Annotated in this window: 19 protein-coding genes; 10 read left to right on the top strand and 9 right to left on the bottom strand. The window is 31.9% G+C overall.

Going from position 1 to position 16,509, the window contains the following annotated elements; translation table 11 throughout:
- Positions 1-76: 76 nt before the first annotated feature.
- The 7 genes from rfbH to H6622_12685 all read right to left on the bottom strand — a co-directional run bounded on the left by rfbH (position 77) and on the right by H6622_12685 (position 7,957).
- On the bottom strand, positions 77-1,381 hold the full coding sequence (gene rfbH / locus H6622_12715) for a lipopolysaccharide biosynthesis protein RfbH (protein ID MCB9062375.1): 1,305 nt from the start codon (positions 1,379-1,381) through the stop codon (positions 77-79).
- Positions 1,374-2,459, bottom strand: a complete 1,086-nt coding sequence (gene rfbG, locus H6622_12710; GenBank protein MCB9062374.1) for a CDP-glucose 4,6-dehydratase — start codon at positions 2,457-2,459, stop codon at positions 1,374-1,376. The genes rfbH and rfbG overlap by 8 nt, the downstream gene beginning before the upstream one ends.
- A complete protein-coding gene (gene rfbF, locus H6622_12705; protein MCB9062373.1) occupies positions 2,441-3,217 on the bottom strand; it encodes a glucose-1-phosphate cytidylyltransferase in 777 nt (258 codons plus the stop codon). The genes rfbG and rfbF overlap by 19 nt, the downstream gene beginning before the upstream one ends.
- Entirely contained in the window at positions 3,214-4,101 is an 888-nt protein-coding gene (locus H6622_12700) for an NAD(P)-dependent oxidoreductase (GenBank protein MCB9062372.1), read from the bottom strand. The genes rfbF and H6622_12700 overlap by 4 nt, the downstream gene beginning before the upstream one ends.
- Before the next feature lie 12 nt (positions 4,102-4,113).
- A complete protein-coding gene (locus tag H6622_12695) occupies positions 4,114-4,644 on the bottom strand; it encodes a dTDP-4-dehydrorhamnose 3,5-epimerase family protein (GenBank protein MCB9062371.1) in 531 nt (176 codons plus the stop codon).
- On the bottom strand, positions 4,641-5,435 hold the full coding sequence (locus H6622_12690; protein MCB9062370.1) for a glycosyltransferase family 2 protein: 795 nt from the start codon (positions 5,433-5,435) through the stop codon (positions 4,641-4,643). Before H6622_12690 ends, H6622_12695 begins: the two co-directional genes overlap by 4 nt.
- A 113-nt stretch (positions 5,436-5,548) precedes the next feature.
- The gene (locus H6622_12685; GenBank protein MCB9062369.1) at positions 5,549-7,957 is read right to left on the bottom strand and encodes a hypothetical protein; all 2,409 of its coding nucleotides are present in this window, start codon (positions 7,955-7,957) and stop codon (positions 5,549-5,551) included.
- A gap of 78 nt (positions 7,958-8,035) precedes the next feature.
- Here H6622_12685 and H6622_12680 point away from each other — a divergent pair, with 78 nt between their 5' ends.
- Positions 8,036-8,452, top strand: a complete 417-nt coding sequence (locus H6622_12680) for a response regulator (protein ID MCB9062368.1) — start codon at positions 8,036-8,038, stop codon at positions 8,450-8,452.
- Here the strand turns inward: H6622_12680 and H6622_12675 are convergent.
- Positions 8,449-9,312, bottom strand: coding sequence for a transporter substrate-binding domain-containing protein (locus H6622_12675; GenBank protein ID MCB9062367.1), 864 nt, complete (start codon positions 9,310-9,312; stop codon positions 8,449-8,451). The two genes, H6622_12680 and H6622_12675, sit on opposite strands and share 4 nt — an antisense overlap.
- A 204-nt stretch (positions 9,313-9,516) precedes the next feature.
- Between H6622_12675 and H6622_12670 the strand changes: the two genes are divergently transcribed.
- The 5 genes from H6622_12670 (at position 9,517) to H6622_12650 (ending at position 13,409) form a co-directional block, all read left to right on the top strand.
- Positions 9,517-10,305: a transporter substrate-binding domain-containing protein gene (locus H6622_12670; GenBank protein ID MCB9062366.1), complete on the top strand. Its 789-nt coding sequence runs from the start codon at positions 9,517-9,519 to the stop codon at positions 10,303-10,305.
- The gene (locus tag H6622_12665; protein ID MCB9062365.1) at positions 10,305-11,264 is read left to right on the top strand and encodes an ABC transporter permease subunit; all 960 of its coding nucleotides are present in this window, start codon (positions 10,305-10,307) and stop codon (positions 11,262-11,264) included. Before H6622_12670 ends, H6622_12665 begins: the two co-directional genes overlap by 1 nt.
- On the top strand, positions 11,261-11,995 hold the full coding sequence (locus H6622_12660) for an amino acid ABC transporter ATP-binding protein (GenBank protein ID MCB9062364.1): 735 nt from the start codon (positions 11,261-11,263) through the stop codon (positions 11,993-11,995). Before H6622_12665 ends, H6622_12660 begins: the two co-directional genes overlap by 4 nt.
- Positions 11,996-12,122: 127 nt before the next feature.
- Positions 12,123-12,854: an alpha/beta fold hydrolase gene (locus H6622_12655; GenBank protein MCB9062363.1), complete on the top strand. Its 732-nt coding sequence runs from the start codon at positions 12,123-12,125 to the stop codon at positions 12,852-12,854.
- Positions 12,855-12,980: 126 nt separating this feature from the next.
- Positions 12,981-13,409: a nuclear transport factor 2 family protein gene (locus H6622_12650; protein MCB9062362.1), complete on the top strand. Its 429-nt coding sequence runs from the start codon at positions 12,981-12,983 to the stop codon at positions 13,407-13,409.
- 41 nt (positions 13,410-13,450) lie between these two features.
- Here the strand turns inward: H6622_12650 and H6622_12645 are convergent, their stop codons facing one another.
- Positions 13,451-14,359 carry a phosphatase PAP2 family protein gene (locus H6622_12645; GenBank protein MCB9062361.1) on the bottom strand — a complete coding sequence of 303 codons (909 nt, stop codon included), beginning with the start codon at positions 14,357-14,359 and terminating at the stop codon, positions 13,451-13,453.
- A gap of 422 nt (positions 14,360-14,781) precedes the next feature.
- Here H6622_12645 and H6622_12640 point away from each other — a divergent pair, with 422 nt between their 5' ends.
- From H6622_12640 to H6622_12625, 4 genes are all read left to right on the top strand, one after another.
- On the top strand, positions 14,782-15,180 hold the full coding sequence (locus H6622_12640; GenBank protein MCB9062360.1) for a hypothetical protein: 399 nt from the start codon (positions 14,782-14,784) through the stop codon (positions 15,178-15,180).
- 133 nt (positions 15,181-15,313) lie between these two features.
- Positions 15,314-15,778: a hypothetical protein gene (locus H6622_12635; protein ID MCB9062359.1), complete on the top strand. Its 465-nt coding sequence runs from the start codon at positions 15,314-15,316 to the stop codon at positions 15,776-15,778.
- Positions 15,779-15,790: 12 nt separating this feature from the next.
- Positions 15,791-16,264 carry a transposase gene (locus H6622_12630; protein MCB9062358.1) on the top strand — a complete coding sequence of 158 codons (474 nt, stop codon included), beginning with the start codon at positions 15,791-15,793 and terminating at the stop codon, positions 16,262-16,264.
- Between the two features lie 42 nt (positions 16,265-16,306).
- On the top strand, positions 16,307-16,504 hold the full coding sequence (locus H6622_12625) for a transposase (GenBank protein ID MCB9062357.1): 198 nt from the start codon (positions 16,307-16,309) through the stop codon (positions 16,502-16,504).
- The last annotated feature ends 5 nt before the right edge of the window (positions 16,505-16,509 follow it).

Here is a 16,509-nt window from a genome sequence, read left to right as displayed (position 1 = left end):
AATAAAAAACAAATTGCTAAGAGTATAAAAAATATTTTTGTTTTTATAACGACTCCTCAAGAAAGATGAAATAAATTTACTTTTTACTTTGTAAGAATTTATCAAATATAGAAACAACATATTCAAGCATTTTTGCATCTAGTCCAGGAAACACTCCAATCCAAAATGTATTGTTCATTATATAATCTGTATTTTTAAGCTCAGAACGAATTTCAAAATTCTGTTTTTGCATATAAGGTTGTTTTACAATGTTTCCGGCAAAAAGAAGACGTGTTGCCACTTTATGGCTATTTAAATAGATGAGTAAATCTTCTCTTGAAAACTTAACCCCTTCTCTTAATGATATTGGAAATCCAAACCAAGATGGTTCACTCTGAGGAGTTGCTTCTGGTAAAATAAAATAATCTTCAAACTGCAAGAGGGATTCTTTTAAAAACTTGAAATTATCTTTTCGTTTTTCAATAAAACCTGGCAAGTGTTCAAATTGAGCGACACCAACTGCGGCCTGCATGTCTGTTATCTTTAAATTATACCCAAGATGTGAATATGTATATTTGTGGTCATAACCTTGAGGAAGTTCTCCGAGTTTCCAGTCAAATCTTTTTTTACATGAATTATCTTCACCAGGAGCACACCAACAGTCTCTTCCCCAATCTCTTATGGCCAGGGCAGCTTTTTTAAGTTTCGGATCATCTGTGAAAACTAGTCCACCTTCTCCCATTGTCATATGATGGGCCGGGTAAAAACTTAATGTAGAAACGTCACCAAAAGTTCCAACCTTCTTTCCTTCATATGTTGAACCTAAAGCATCACAACAATCTTCCATAATCCAAAGGTTATACTTTTTAGCAAGTTTTGTGATGGCCGATAAATTAAAAGGATTGCCCAGTGTATGGGCCAAAATTATGGCCTTTGTTTTATTTGTTATAGCATTTTCAAGCTCTGATACATTAACATTATAAGTAGGAATATCAACGTCTACAAAAACAGGAATGCAACCAATTTGGATGATAGGATTCACAGTGGTCGGGAAACCTGCTGCAACAGTTATAATTTCATCACCAGGTTTTAGGGCCCTATCTTCAAGTAGATGAGAAGTTAAAGCTGATGTGGCCACAAGATTGGCCGATGAACCAGAGTTAACTGTATAAGCTGCTCTAACACCAAAATATTCTCTCATTTTCTTTTCAAAAGAATCATTATATCGACCTGTTGTTAGCCAAAAATCTAAAGACGCATCAACAAGATGACAAAGATCAGTCTCATTGTATACTTTTCCAGAGACAGGAATAGGTGACTTGCCTGGCACGAATGAAGCATTTTGTTTTTCATTATGAAATTCTTTAACTAAATCTAGTATTTTTTGTCTTAAATTATTCAATTAAGTTCTCCGTAAATTTGTCTAGATGATCTTGGCTTAATTTTAAACAGTTTGCTTTTGGATCTATAAGATATGCTTGAAACCAGTTGGCAGTTTCTTCGATCGCTTTCTCTGTGCTCCACTTTGGCGACCAGTTGAGTTCTTCCTTGGCCCTTGAAGAATCAAGTCTTAATATTTTGGCCTCGTGATGTTTAAACTCAGAAGAAACAATTTTAAAACTTCCTCTCTTCATTTTATTAATAAAAAGTTCGGTTATGTACTGTACGTTAAACTTCTTTTCACAATTATCGGGCCCAAAATTGTAGGCCTTTGAGAATTGTTTTGGATCTTGATCTAATTTTGAACAAAGTGTGAGATAGCCATTGAGGGCATCAAAAACATGTTGCCATGGTCTTATGGCATAAGGATTTCTGATTATGGTTTGTTGGTTTTTTTCAATGCTCTCAACAATATCTGGAATAATTCTATATTTTGCAAAGTCACCGCCACCAATGACGTTTCCAGCGCGGGCCGTAGCAACCCCTATTCCTTTGTCTTCAAAAAATGATTGCTTGTGTGAATTAACGAGGATTTCAGTCATTGCTTTTGAAGCTGAGTAAGGATCAATTCCACCTAGTTTATCATCTTCTCGATACGGCCAAACCCATTCATTATTTTGGTAACATTTATCAGTTGTCACGGCCAAAATTGTTTTCACGGAATCACAGTAGCGTAAGCTCTCAAGTAAATTTAAAGTACCCATAACGTTTGATCTATAATTATTAATAGGGTCTTCATATGAAGAAAGAACGATGGGTTGGGCGGCCAAATGAAATACAATTTCTGGACGGGTCTCAATAATAATTTCTTTGAGTTTTGAATAATCACCAATATCACAATATCTAGAATCAATTATTTTATTTAATTCAAGTGACTGATATAAGTTACCGCGAATGTTTTCTGGTGGCAGAGAAATTCCTGTTACATTAGCATTTAATTTGTTCAACCAAAGAGAGAGCCAAGCTCCTTTAAAACCCGTATGTCCAGTAACAAGAACATTTCGACCTTTGAATATTTTTTTCATGGCCAAACTTTCCAAGGAGCAGTTTTGTCATGCCAAAGTTTTTCTAAAAGTGTTTTATCTCTTAATGTATCCATACATTGCCAAAAACCATCATGTTTATAGGCCTGTAATTCACCTTCATTTGCTAATTTCGTTAATGGTTCTCGTTCAAATGAAATATGATCGCCATCGACATAGTCTAAAACTTTAGGGGAGAGGACAAAGAAACCACCGTTAATATAGAAGTTTTCATTTTCTGGTTTTTCCTTGAAGGATTTTACTTGGTTATTTTCCCCGAAATCTAATACGCCATATCTTTCTGGAGGTCGAATTGCCGTGATAGTACCTAGTTTTTTATGAGTATTGTGATACTTTACGAGTTCAGAGATATTAACATCTGAAACTCCATCTCCGTATGTAAGACAAAAAGGCTCTTTTTCATCCAAGTATTCTTTTACTCTTTTTAAACGCCCACCAGTCATTGTGTCATGTCCGGTGTCAACTAGGGTTACTTTCCAAGGTTCAGCATAATTATTGTGAACGTTGTGTTCGTTTGTATCTAGGTTTATCGTAATGTCTCTTTCATAAAGATAGTAATTAGCGAAGTATTCTTTGATAACATCACCCTTGTAACCGCAACATACAATAAAATCATTTATTCCATGATGAGAATAAGTTTTCATTATATGCCAAAGAATAGGTCTTTGACCGATTTCAATCATCGGTTTGGGTTTTAAATGAGTCTCTTCACTAATTCTTGTTCCCAACCCTCCTGCTAAAATCACTGCTTTCATATAATCCCCTTATCTTTAAGGCATTGTTCAATACCTTTTTCAAATGAAAACTCTGGATGAAAACCTGGTATTTCTTTACCACCATTCCAAGTTTTCATGACTTCTCTAGGCCTATAGTCAGTTGCTCCAAATTCAATATTCAGCTGACGGCCAAGAACACTTTCAAACTTTTCGACGAGTTCTTTTAAACTCATTTTATTCATTGAGTAAAGGGAGAACGCATCCATATTGCCAGTACAATTTGAACTCAATAGTTCAATCATAGAATCAAAACCACTCACCACATCGTCGATGTATGAAATATCAATTTCTTGAGCACCTGGAGATACTTTGAGTGCTCTTCCACTTTGCGACATATCAATGAGGAGATTTACGATTTTATTTCTTTCATCACCTGGCCCAAAGGTATCAGATAATTCCAGGGAGTTAAATTTTAGGCTTGAAGTTTCGCAATAAAAATGGGCCAGATCTATAAAGGCCTGCTTAGTGGCAGCATATAAATTCACTGGGTTGTAGAGATGATTTTCAAAATGGGTCCAAAAGGTACTCGTATTGAGAAACCATTTAACATTTGTTTCTTTGGCGAACTCAAGAAGCTTCAAACCATATGCAATATTGCTTTCTAATAAAACATCGAGTTCATTTTTGTTGTGATCCTTAACGAAATAGGAAGCAAGATGTAAGATGCCTTCAATTTTTATATTATCAAGTTGTAAAAGAAGGTCATCATAGTTTCCATTATATTTAACCACCTCTACCCCTTCATGAATAGAATGAACTTGAGAAGTGTTTCGGTGTAGGCAAACAAAGTGGTATTTATTTTTCAACTGCTTAAGTATATTTCTTCCAATAAATCCATTTGTACCAGTAATAAGAATTTTCACTTTATCTCCTTATTAAAAGGGTGAATTAAATTCTGTGAATGTTGGATGCGTTAAATCTCTCTGTGAAAGAGTATAATTGTGAATGTCTTTAACAACATGTGACAAATGGATCCCCTTATCTGACTCTTGAGAATAAATTGTAGTTTGCATATAATGTACAGTTGTTGAATCTTCTATAGAGATAAAGCCATGGGCCAGGCCCTTAGAGAGATAGACTTGTCTACAATTCTTACTCGATAGTTCAATTTCAATGACTTCACCAAAAGTCTTAGAATTTTTCCTTAAGTCCAAAATAAAGTCTTTAATTTTTCCCGTTGAGACGTAGACTAATTTACAATGATCATGTGGGGGAATTTGAAAGTGCATCCCTCTGGCAACAAACTTTTTTGAAATTGAATAATAGGATTCTTTGAAGTCTGTATCGAGATTATAATCTTTAAATACTTTACAATTAAAATTTTTAACAAACTTTCCTCGGGAATCTTCAAAAATAGTAGGCGTAAGGATGAAACATCCTTCTATTTTAGTTTTTTCTATGTTCATACAGACTTTTGTTTCTGAGAACGAGAAAATCTTCCAAAATTATATTTTTCGACGATTTTAATGCCCTTTTTGTGCATCCAATATTCGCTCATTGAACTGACAATACCAAAGACATAGACGATCAATTGGTACATAGAAGGACTTTGAGATTCTTTACCATAGTGTGTTGGAATTGTGGTTTCGTCGATTCTTTTGTTTGCGATTGTATATTGGACAAGAATATCAGTATCAAAATGATAATCATCAGCACATAAATCAAATGGAATATCCTTAAGAGCCTTGCAGCTATAACCACGGTAACCTGAGTGAAATTCAGAGAGATTTGTTTCTAAAACAGTATTTTCAAACCAAGTGATGAGTCTATTTGCGAAACGTTTCCAAAGTGGCATTCCTCCCTTTTTGGGATCACCTGTCATTCGTGAACCAAAAACGAGATCGGCCTTATCTTCTTCTAGCGGTTTGATAATATCTGGCAGATACTCAGGAGCATATTGGGCATCTCCATGAAGCATGACTACAATATCATAACCTTGTTCGATAGCGTATTTGTAGGCCAGTTTTTGAGATCCACCGTAGCCGATATTTTTTTCATTTCGGATAATTTTAAGATTATTCAGTCCGATTTCATGTCTATAACCTATGACAGTCAAATAAGTATTATCATCACTTGCATTATCGACAATGAATATTTCTTGTACTTTATTTTTTATTTCTTGGGGAATTCGATCTATTACTGTAGGAATTGTTTTGGCCGCATTATAGGCGGGAATAAAAATCGCTAACTTTTTCATAAAAATCCAAGTAAGTGTTATTCAGAATGAGTAAGCATAAATAAATAATTCTAACAGAATCTACAGCATTACCTAAATGATGTAAAGGTTTCACAAACGAACGCGCATAGTCGTTAGGCGACCTGCTTAAGCTTTTTTGGTATTTGAATAGTAAATTTTGTCCCCAAACCTGTTTCTGATTCTACGGAAATTTGCCCACCTTTTTTTAAAATTTCAGTTTTTAAATCATAGAGGCCTAGACCTGCTCCTGAGATACTATTTTCTTGACTATTTGTGGATATTCCTTCGTCAAAAATGATATTATAGAGTTCTAAATCAGAATTATATTTATATTCTCGTGAGTTCGCAATTTCAGTTAATTTTTCCTTATCAATTCCGCGTCCATCATCACTTAACTCCAAGAGGATAAAATCATCGTTTTCCTTGATAGAGATTTTAACTGTTCCAAATTCATTTTTATTTGCAATTTTTCTCTCTTCTGGAGATTCAATTCCATGATCAAGCATATTATTGATAATGTGACCAAGTTTTAGAAATATACTTTCGTAATTCGAAGGATCAATATAAACATTTCCTTGCCAAGTAATTGGATTTACTTTTTTATTTAAAGAACTTGATAGCGAAATGACATTTCGATTTAACCATCTCAAATGATCACTTAAATTTTCCTTGAGAAAATAAGTTTCAATCTCCTCAAATTTTGTCTGACCTAAACTTTTTTTGACCATTTGCTTTATCTGAAGAAATTTCTCATTTGGTATCACAACTGAATTTGACTCTTTAATTAATGGCCCAAGAATTTCTTCATTTTTCATATAAAACATATCTATTTTTTTCTTAATTAATTGAAAATGTTCGATTGAATTGTAACTGTCGCCTCTATGTAATATATCTTCAATATTAGTACATAAATCTGCAAGTTCATACATCTTTAAAAAAGCAAACTTACTTTTTAAATCGTGAATATCTATTTTATATTTGTCTACATTTTTGAGATTTTGCTCCATCCTTATAACTCTATCTTGTACATCCAAAAAAGAATCTATACTAGAAAGTGAAGCAACTAGAGAATCTGTGTTTTGTTTGACTTCTTCTTCAAATTTTTCCAATTCCTTTTTACTCGTTATATCGCTTATAAGCATTAATACTTCAACAAACTCGTTATATTTGTTCACAATTTTTTTATACTCAAAACCTAGAATTTTACCATTGATTTCTTTTTCTTTGGGGCAAAGCTCTCTCATTTCTTCAAATGTTAAAGGCCCATTAAAAAGTCCTGAAACAAATTTATCTACATATTCTTTTTTCTCTCCTAGAATTTTTGCTAAACTTGTATGTGTAACCTCAGTTTGAAACATCATTCTCACGGCCTCTGAATAATGATCTTTTATATTTCCTTTTCTATCAAAAGAAAGCAATCCCTGTCCTATATTGTTTAACACAATCTTTAATGAATTATGTCTTTCTTGAATAAGATCTAGCATCTGATTTATTTTCAGACATAGTTTTCCAATCTCATCATTTTTATGACAACTCAATCTATAATTTAATGATTCATCATCTTCTCCAATACGAATTACATTTTTAGCTAATTTACTAATCCTTGAAATGACCATTGTGTCGAGGAAATATAATCTGATAGTCGTAAAAAAAAGAAATATAAATAAAACACCATAAACTATTTTATCAAATATTTCTTGCCCCTTTAAATTAAAAACTCTTAGCTTTGAAATTTTTAATATTGAAATAGTTTTAAGATTATGATCTGTAACAAGAAAATATCCAGCAATTCGATCATTACTAATGAACTCAATGCCTTCAGACAATGAAGAAGTAGAAGAATTCGTGATGACATGGGAAGCACCTAGATTATCAACCTCTTTATCGTTCAGCCCTAAAGCTGAAATATCTAACCCCATTTGAGCAGAAATCTCTTCATTTAAAAGTTTTTTAAGGTTTCGAATACAGATGATTAAACCATTATAATTAAAATTAGGTTTTGTTTTGTCTATACCTCTTCCAACAACCAAATATGGGTTACCACCTATTTCAATGAACGTAGAGAATTTTTCTAATTTTTCACCATTTTTCAATTGAAAAACTTGAATCAGTTTTTCATTTTCAATTAGTTCAATAATTTTTTTCTCTTGATCACTTTTGAATTCTTCAAAATTTAGCTGGATTCCGAAAGTTTTTCCGTTTTTATTTAGACCTATAAGCCCATCCATTTGGTATTCTTTTAAATTTTGATGAGTATAAACATTTTTAAAGAAAGGTTGATCTAAATAATTTGCCTGACTATGTAATTCGTCCCACTGAGACTCACCATCTAATATTCTTTTGTATGAATCAACTTTTGAAAAAATAGTTTTTTCTACAGACTTAATAGTATTTCTCATTTCAATCTTATCAAGTTCTTTAAATTCTTTTGTAAAAATATTTCGAGCAAACACATAGATAAAAACAATTATTGAAAGAACAATTATTACTGAAAATATTAAATTTAATTTTCTTATAGACATAATTCAGTATAAAATTAAGTTAGTATTAAATATTAGAAGAATATCGGATAAATACTTGTTTTTTATTAAGGAAATCTCATGAAGATCTCAGCAAATTTAACATTTCTTATACTTGATGATGATCAAAGGATGAGAATTATTCTTAAAGAAGTTCTTAGAAAAAACGGATTCAATGGACCTTTTTTTGAATCAGATGATGTTGAATTTGCAAAAATTATACTTGAAAATCAAAAAATATCTGGTGGCAAAGCAATTGATATCATTTTGTGTGATTGGGAAATGCCCAAAGGAACAGGCCTGGAATTTGTAAAATGGATTCGAAAAGAAGCCGACTATATCAATACACCATTTTTAATGATTACTTCTGTGAATCAACAGGAAAAAGTACTTGATGCTTTGAATTCTGGAGTGACAAACTATTTGTTAAAACCTTTTTCAAGCAATGAATTTATTAAAAAACTTAAGAATATAATCAAACAGCATCAAGATATTTAGCGTTTTTTCAAATAAAACCAATATTTTTTATCTTCAGGTGTCAACTTTGGTAAAACTGGATTTTGAATATTAAAGGAATTTCTTTTATGTAAAGATGAATTCTTAAACATATTTTTGGTCACAGGGTGTTTAAAAAATTTTTCATGAAAACTTCCATCACTGATTGCAATATCTAGACCTTCTTGAATTCTTCTTGCGAGATATTTATTGTTCTTATTCACAAAAAAATATATTGCAGTCGGATAAACTAATACATTTTTTGAATCAACTATCAAATTTTTTAACTGAGGTCTGGCCGCTAACTCTTCCCAAGGTTCATTAAGACCTCTTGGAAAATAATCAATCTCTCCATTGTTAACCATTTCAAACATATGTTCATAGTCTGTTGTGCCCACAATATTGAAACCAGCAGATTTGAGTATATCATAATCAGGCCAATCACTACCTTGAACTGTTTTTAGTTTTTTTATTTCTTCAATGGTCTTAATTTTAAAAAATTTTTTTTGAGCATTTTTATGGATAATAAATACCCTATATCCCAACAACCCCTTAAGAAGTGGTATTCTAATAGGATGTAAATCATCTTCTCTTTTTTGTGAAGTCATCGACCAAGCGATATCGTAATATTTACCTTTTGCAAGAGCATTCAAGGCATCTCCTTGGTACATTACTTTCTCGGAGGCCTGCAATTTATAATCACCATATTTAAACTTTGTTTTATCTAAAGCAAGCTCAAGCATATCTATAAAATACAAACTACGATTATCATTCTTTGATATTTTAGGGGGATGTATAACGATATCTGTTGAAAAAGCAAATTGGGAATTTAAAAATAACAAAACAAGAAAAATATTTTTCAATTTTAAAGCTCCATCTTAAATTTGTAATGTTATTCTAAATTGAGATTTTTCATGTGACTATATTTATAAAATTCAATTTTAGAGTTTCTTTAAATATCTAAGATTTGTGCTTTTGTTATCAGTCAACATTTTGCGTCAAGCTGTTACTCAAATTGTATGTTAACCTTTTCTTAACAAAAATAGAATTTTATCAAGGAGAATTATCTGAAGTTAATATCTTTTTTATTAATACTTGTTCTCCTCTGCAAACCACTAATTGCCGAAGATACTATTTCAAACATTCTAAAAACGGGAGCTCTTAAAGTAGGATTAGAAGCTGGTTACATGCCTTTTGAGATGCTTGACAAAAAAGGTCAGATTATTGGTTTCGATGTCGATATTGCCAGACAAATGGCCAAGGCCATGGGAGTTAAACTTGAAATTATAAACACTGAATGGGATGGTATCATTCCAGGACTTCTTACAAAAAAATATGACATCATTATTGCAGGAATGACTATTACACCGCAAAGAAACTTAAAACTTTCTTTTTCTGATCCTTATATTGTTATTGGACAAACAATCCTTCTTAACAAAAAACACGAAGGAAAAATTACAAGCTACGAACAACTAAATAATAAAAAATATACTATTGCTAGTAAACTTGGAACGACTGGAGAAAATGCAGTAAAAAGATTATTGCCTTTGGCGCAGTATAAATCATATCAAACTTCTCAAGAAGGAGCACTAGAAGTTTTGAATGGAAGAGTTGATGCTTTTGTATATGATCTTTTTCAAAATAAAACCTTCTTTGAAACAAAAGCAAATGGTAAAGCAATCTTTTTATCTAAACCTTTTACTTATGAACCTCTAGCTTTTGCTTTTAGAAGGTCTGATCCTGATTTTTTGAATTGGCTAAACAATTGGTTGAGGCAAATTAAAAATGATGGAACCTACGATAAGTATTACAAACGATGGTTTGAAAGCTATGAATGGGAAAAAAGGATTAAATAATGATCATAAATTCACATCAGAGTAAATGGTATATTATACTTCTTTTTTTTACAATTGCCTTTTTACTTACCACCTATAAAATAACAGTAGATTTCGACTATAAATGGAATTGGCAACTCATTCCTCAGTATTTTTTAAATCATCAAAACATCAAAGTTGAATCCCCAATTGACGGAAAAATCCAATTAGATAAAAAAAATAATAAGCTCATTATTCAAAATGATAATCAACAAATACAAACATATTCATTTAAAAATGCTGATTTACTTGTACAAGATGGAGAAGAAGTCTACGAAGGGGATACACTTTTTCAAACTTATGAATGGAGAATTGGTATTTTGCTCAAAGGACTCTGGGTGACTGTCAAAATCTCACTTTGTGCCAGCATTCTTGCCTTAATTCTAGGTATAATGACTGGTCTGGCCAGAACAAGTCGAAACCCTATTTTCAAATGGCCTTCAACTTTTTACGTCGAGGTAATTAGAGGTACTCCCCTACTAGTCCAACTCTTTATTATATATTTCGTCATTGGCACGGTTATTGGAATTGATGATAGATTTGTCTGCGGTTTTATTGCTCTAGGTGTTTTTGCTGGTGCTTATACTGGAGAAATTATTCGTTCAGGTATTGATTCAATTCATTTTGGACAGATGGAAGCAGCAAGATCTCTAGGTATGACAAAAACACAAGCTATGATTCATGTCATTCTGCCACAAGTTTTTAAAATAACTTTACCAGCTCTGGCCGGAACAGTTATAAGTTTAATAAAAGACTCATCCCTTGTTTCAGTAATGGCCCTTACAGATTTAACAAAGGCCGGCCGTGAAATAGTATCTTCTTCATTTATGGTTTTTGAAACTTGGATCACTGTAGCTTGCCTTTATTTTATCCTTACTTTTGTACTTTCTTTGCTAGTAAAAAAATTAGAATTTAAGATGTCTGCAGGATATAGAACATGAATGCAATTGAAGTTACAAATGTAATAAAAACTTATAACAATGGAAAAATAACCGCAGTTGATAATGTTGATTTAACAATCAAAAAAGGTGAAGTGGTCGTAATTATTGGACCTTCAGGTTCTGGAAAAAGTACTTTACTTAGATCTATAAATAGACTTGAAGATATTGATTCAGGACACATTTTTATAGATGGAGTAGATGTATTTGGCCAAAAAACAAATATTGATAAAATAAGAGAAAACATTGGAATGGTTTTTCAGTCTTTCAATTTATTTCCGCATAAGACTATTTTACACAATATTACTCTAGCTCCACAGATCGTAAAAAAAGAAAACAAAGCAGAGATAGAACTAAAAGCAAAACAATTATTGGATAAAGTAGGAATTGCAAACCAAGCTGAAAAGTATCCTCAACAACTTTCAGGAGGCCAACAGCAAAGGGCCGCGATTGCAAGATCTCTGGCCATGAACCCCGAATTTATGCTCTTTGACGAACCTACAAGTGCTTTAGATCCTGAAATGGTGGGAGAAGTCTTAGATATCATGAAACTTCTGGCCAAAGAAGGAATGACGATGCTTGTAGTAACTCATGAGATGGGATTTGCAAAAGAAGTTGCCGATAGAGTCATCTTCATGGACCATGGAAAAATAATTGAACAAGGTTGTCCACAAGAAATTTTTGCTTCACCAAAAAGTGAGCGATTAAAAAGTTTTCTTTCACAAATTCTATAATATGTATTTAAAAAGGTTGGTCCTGATAGGCCCACAATGATTGTAAAAAAGATGATGTAATTTAGATTTATTCTATCAAAACAAACTATCCTATGTTACTTAGCACTAAATTTCATAGGTATAAAAAATGTATATTCAAAAATTTCAAAACGATGTTGATTCACAGACAAAAAAAGCAATATTATTTTTGCATGGATTTCCCGCAGAATCTTCGATCTCTCCAGTTGATCCTAAAATAGAAAAAAACATTGATATCGCAGAAAATTTTGCTCAGACCTTTAAATTGGATACTTATCTTTTACATTATAAAGGTCTAGGCAAAAGTGAAGGCATATTCTCTTTTACTGGTTCGATTGAGGATTCCTTGAAGTATTGTGAATCGCTGACAGAAAAAGGATATGAACAAATTTATCTTTTTGGCCATAGTTGGGGAGGTTTAGTGGCCCTAAACTTAGCTCATAAACTCACAACAAATATTGCTGGCTTAGCTCTATTTTCACCTTTTAACCTCATTGGATCAAGACCTGAGATCGAATCACTTTTTGATTTAGTTGTTTTAGAAGTTCCTTACCTTTTTGAGAAAAAAACAAAAGCTGAGTATATTGATGAATTAATTGATATAGGATTGTTTTTTAGTCCAAGAAAGTTTGCAAATGAAATTCTTTCAGATATACCTATTTATATTTATCAAGCTATCAATGATAATGAAGTTCCAGAACAAACAACACTAGATTTAGTAAATTTGCTTCATCAAAATTGTTTCTATAAAGAGATTAAAACAGATCATTCTCTTAAAGAAAATAGAGATAAAGTTGTTAATCTAATTTTAAATGATCTAATTTCAAAGAAATTTGTATAATAGAATTAGTTGATCTATCTTGAATAAAAAAGCACAATCTTTTAAATTTTTGAATTTGAACGCTATTTTTGAGTTCATTGATTTTCTAGGCTTACTTGTTCTGTGGATATATACAAAAGGAGTGAAATGGATATGTATAAAAATCAAAAATATTTTAAAAATTCGAATGAAAAATTTAAGATGGTTATATCTGATTTTTTAACGGCAGTCTTAGATAAAAATTATCTGAAATTTGAAAGTTATCTCCATGATGAGCTTGGAATTTATGCAATATTGCCAGATGGAAGGGAGTATAAAACTATTGAGGATTTCAAAGATTCTCAAAAGAAATGGTTTTTTGGAAATACTGGTGAATTTACTTCTGAAATTAAAGATTATCACACTTCTGGTGAATTGGGTTTTTCTACAATGATTTCAAATTATAAAAATAGAGATGAAACAGGTGAGAACTTTGACATCGATATATATATAACCTTAATTTTTAGACATTATGAAGGCAAGTGGTATCTTATTCACGACCAAAATACTATTTTGCAAAGAAAGAGTGTATTTTAGAAGTGTATTTGAGTGAAAAAAATAAAATTGGTGTTTTTTCTTTAGAAAGAAAAAAGCCCGGCAACTCCATAAACATGTTCATTTGGACTGACTTCATATATTGGAAGAAAATTCCATTTTCCATTTTGTGAAACTTCAGTTTGGCCCGATTTTGCCGCGGCCTTACCAAAAACGTATCCCATCATGATACCTAGGGGATAATCACTTATCCAATGGACTCCGTTATTAACCATCTGATAGCCTAATAGCGCCATCCATGTCAGGGCAAAAGGTCTTAGCCAATACCGCTGTTCTGGATAATTTTCATCAATAATAGTAAAAGTCATTGTGGCAGTCATGAGATGACCAGTTGGCATAGCATCGTATTTTGAAATATTATTATTATAGGTGGAAAAAGAAGGAAATGGCCTCCATCGACCTCTTTTAGCTGACTTTCTGTAAGGACTTTCTCGACCAAAACTTCTTTTGGCAATTTGATTCACAATTGTACTCGAAATCATACCATTAAAAATTTGACTTCCTGTTGTCAAAGTCCTGTTTGAATCTTTTGCAAGACCAGTTAAGACAAAACCTAGACCAATAAAAGCATGTGTCCAACCATCTCCTAAATAGTAAAGGGTTGAACCAACGTCAGTTGGCCCACGAAATATATTGATTGAGCCAACTTTAAGAAAACTTGTCGTTCCGTCTCCATTTCCAATACCAATTTTTCTTCCGAAGCGTTGGAATTCAGATAATATTTCTTCATCGTAATAAATGAGAAGACCAGTTGATAAAAATATTCCACCCCAAGCGTAAAGAGTTTCTTTTTTGGTATTGAACGAGAGATCCCATGCTGATTTCAGAGTACTAGGAACATCTGTAATAAACTGAAAGGGCCTAGGTCTTTCTTCGAATGCACCATAGACAATCCGAGTGTATAAAATAAGAAAAATAAAAATAGACTTCAATTTTATGACCCTCATAATCTTTATCAAAAAATTCTTTATATCCTCTCTGTTTAGAAAGAAGAAAATCACTATAAATTTTCACGATATTTATTTGGATATCAAACGGCCTGTCAAAAATTATGCCTAACCCCTGATATACCAAGAATATCATGAATAAAATAATTTAAAATTTACATTTGCAAACATCAATAATATGCAAGTTTTTTAAGTGTCTCATAGAAGTGTGTTGATGAAAAGTGACTTATTAATTTAAATTTAACTGGATTACATTTTTGGCCATGAAATAAATTAAAAAACAAATATTGCAGTATCAATGAAATTAGATAAAATAATCACATACAAAACTGATTAGCTGTCCAATTCGATAAGAGATTTGTTCCATTTGTTTTAAACATGTTTAAGTAAAATATAAGGTGATAAAAATGTCATTAAGGGAAGGGCGAATTGAATTTTCTTATAATGTTGAAGAACATGAAGGTCTATTAAATAGTTTTATAGACATTTGCAGAAAATTTAAACAAGAATTTGGGCCAGACATTATTATGAATCCAGAATTAAATTCACCGGTTGCTAGTGGTACTTGGGATTATAAATCAAACCATTTTTCTATCGATATTCAAGTAAAAAGCGAGTCTGTCAACGGTAATTTAAGTGTATTTGAAAATACTCCTATCTTGAAATTTATTCTTATTTTACGAGACCAAAACAATGATGAGATTAAAAATAGCCCTGAAAAGATGATCAAATTTTTAGATGAATATGAACAAGCAAAAAAAATAATAGAGAATTTTGTCAAGAAGCTAGATCCTAAATCCTCATAGAATTTCACCAAATATCACTTAAAGTTTGTCCCAATGGACCAGTTCATTGTTTTTCACAATTCACCCAAATTTAAATTTTATCTTTGAAGTTACGGCCTTGCATTAATGGCCGTGCTGAATGAAAAAGCACTTCATGTTTATTAAGATCAGTTCGCGAAAAATAAAAAAAACAACAAACAAAAAAGAGCTTCCCATGGGCAATAAATTTGTATCTCTTGAATCAATTCATAAAGACTTTTCTTCATTTGGAGGCATAAAAATTTATGACCAAATGTATAATTTACTAAATATTGAGTCACACTTGTCATCTCTGCTCACTAAACCTCAAATCAAAAAATATAAAACTCTCTTATTTTCTTTTATTTGTGGTGCTGACTGCCTGGATGATCTTGATTGGTTAAGGTTAGACTCTTTATTTTGCAATGTCACAAATAATGGTATTGCTTCTACCACTGCCGGTGAGTTTTTAAGATTATTTAATATCCAAAGCATTGAAGAACTGGAGCAATTGTTAATCTCAGTTTCTTTAAATCAAAGACGTTCTCTTAAATATGATAATAAATTTGAACTCTCGATTGACAGTACTCCTCATATTTAAAGAGGTCTTAAGATGGAAGGACTCGAATATGATTATATAAATACTTGGGGATTAAACTCCATAAATGCTTATGATCAATATGGTTTTAGTTATTGTTTTCAATTGCGTCCGGGTGGGACGTATTCAGCGAACGGCGCCGGTACTATGATTAGGAATATTTTCAAACAAGTTGAAAAAAATATGAACAAATTCCTTAGAGGAGATTCTGCTTATTGCAACATAGGAGTCATGAATACTTGTATTAATCAGAATGCTAAATTCACACTGGCCATGAAAGAAAATGTTTATAAACATATTCTGAGACTCAATCAAAATACGATGAAGAGGAAAAAGACTAATCCTAATTTTTTTGACTGCGATCAATGTGAACTATCTAATGCAATTTATCCGAACAAAGATCTGGCAGGTAGATTAAATTTTTTAAGGGTTGTTTTTATTCGGGCATCAAAGGTAAACACTTCTGAAATTGAAGATACGCTTGATTGATATAAGTATTATGCGATTTGAACAAATCTATTTCAGCATTAATTGAAGGCTAAGAAAGTTATTCAATTTTATCGTAAGAGGGCGAACTGTGAAAACTTTATTAAGGAGCAAAAGTATGGATTGGACTTTAAACACTTTCCCTGTAAGAAACTAAATGCGAACAGAGTTTACGGGTCAATTGGGACAATCGCAAACAGTATGATGAGAATGTCTTCGTTTTTAATAGATGAGATGAGATGACCTTA

The sequence above is a fragment of the Halobacteriovoraceae bacterium genome (assembly GCA_020635115.1).
Classification (GTDB): domain Bacteria; phylum Bdellovibrionota; class Bacteriovoracia; order Bacteriovoracales; family Bacteriovoracaceae; genus JACKAK01.
The sequence above is the reverse complement of the archived record's forward strand: the minus strand, read 5'-3'. Positions and strand labels throughout refer to the sequence as shown.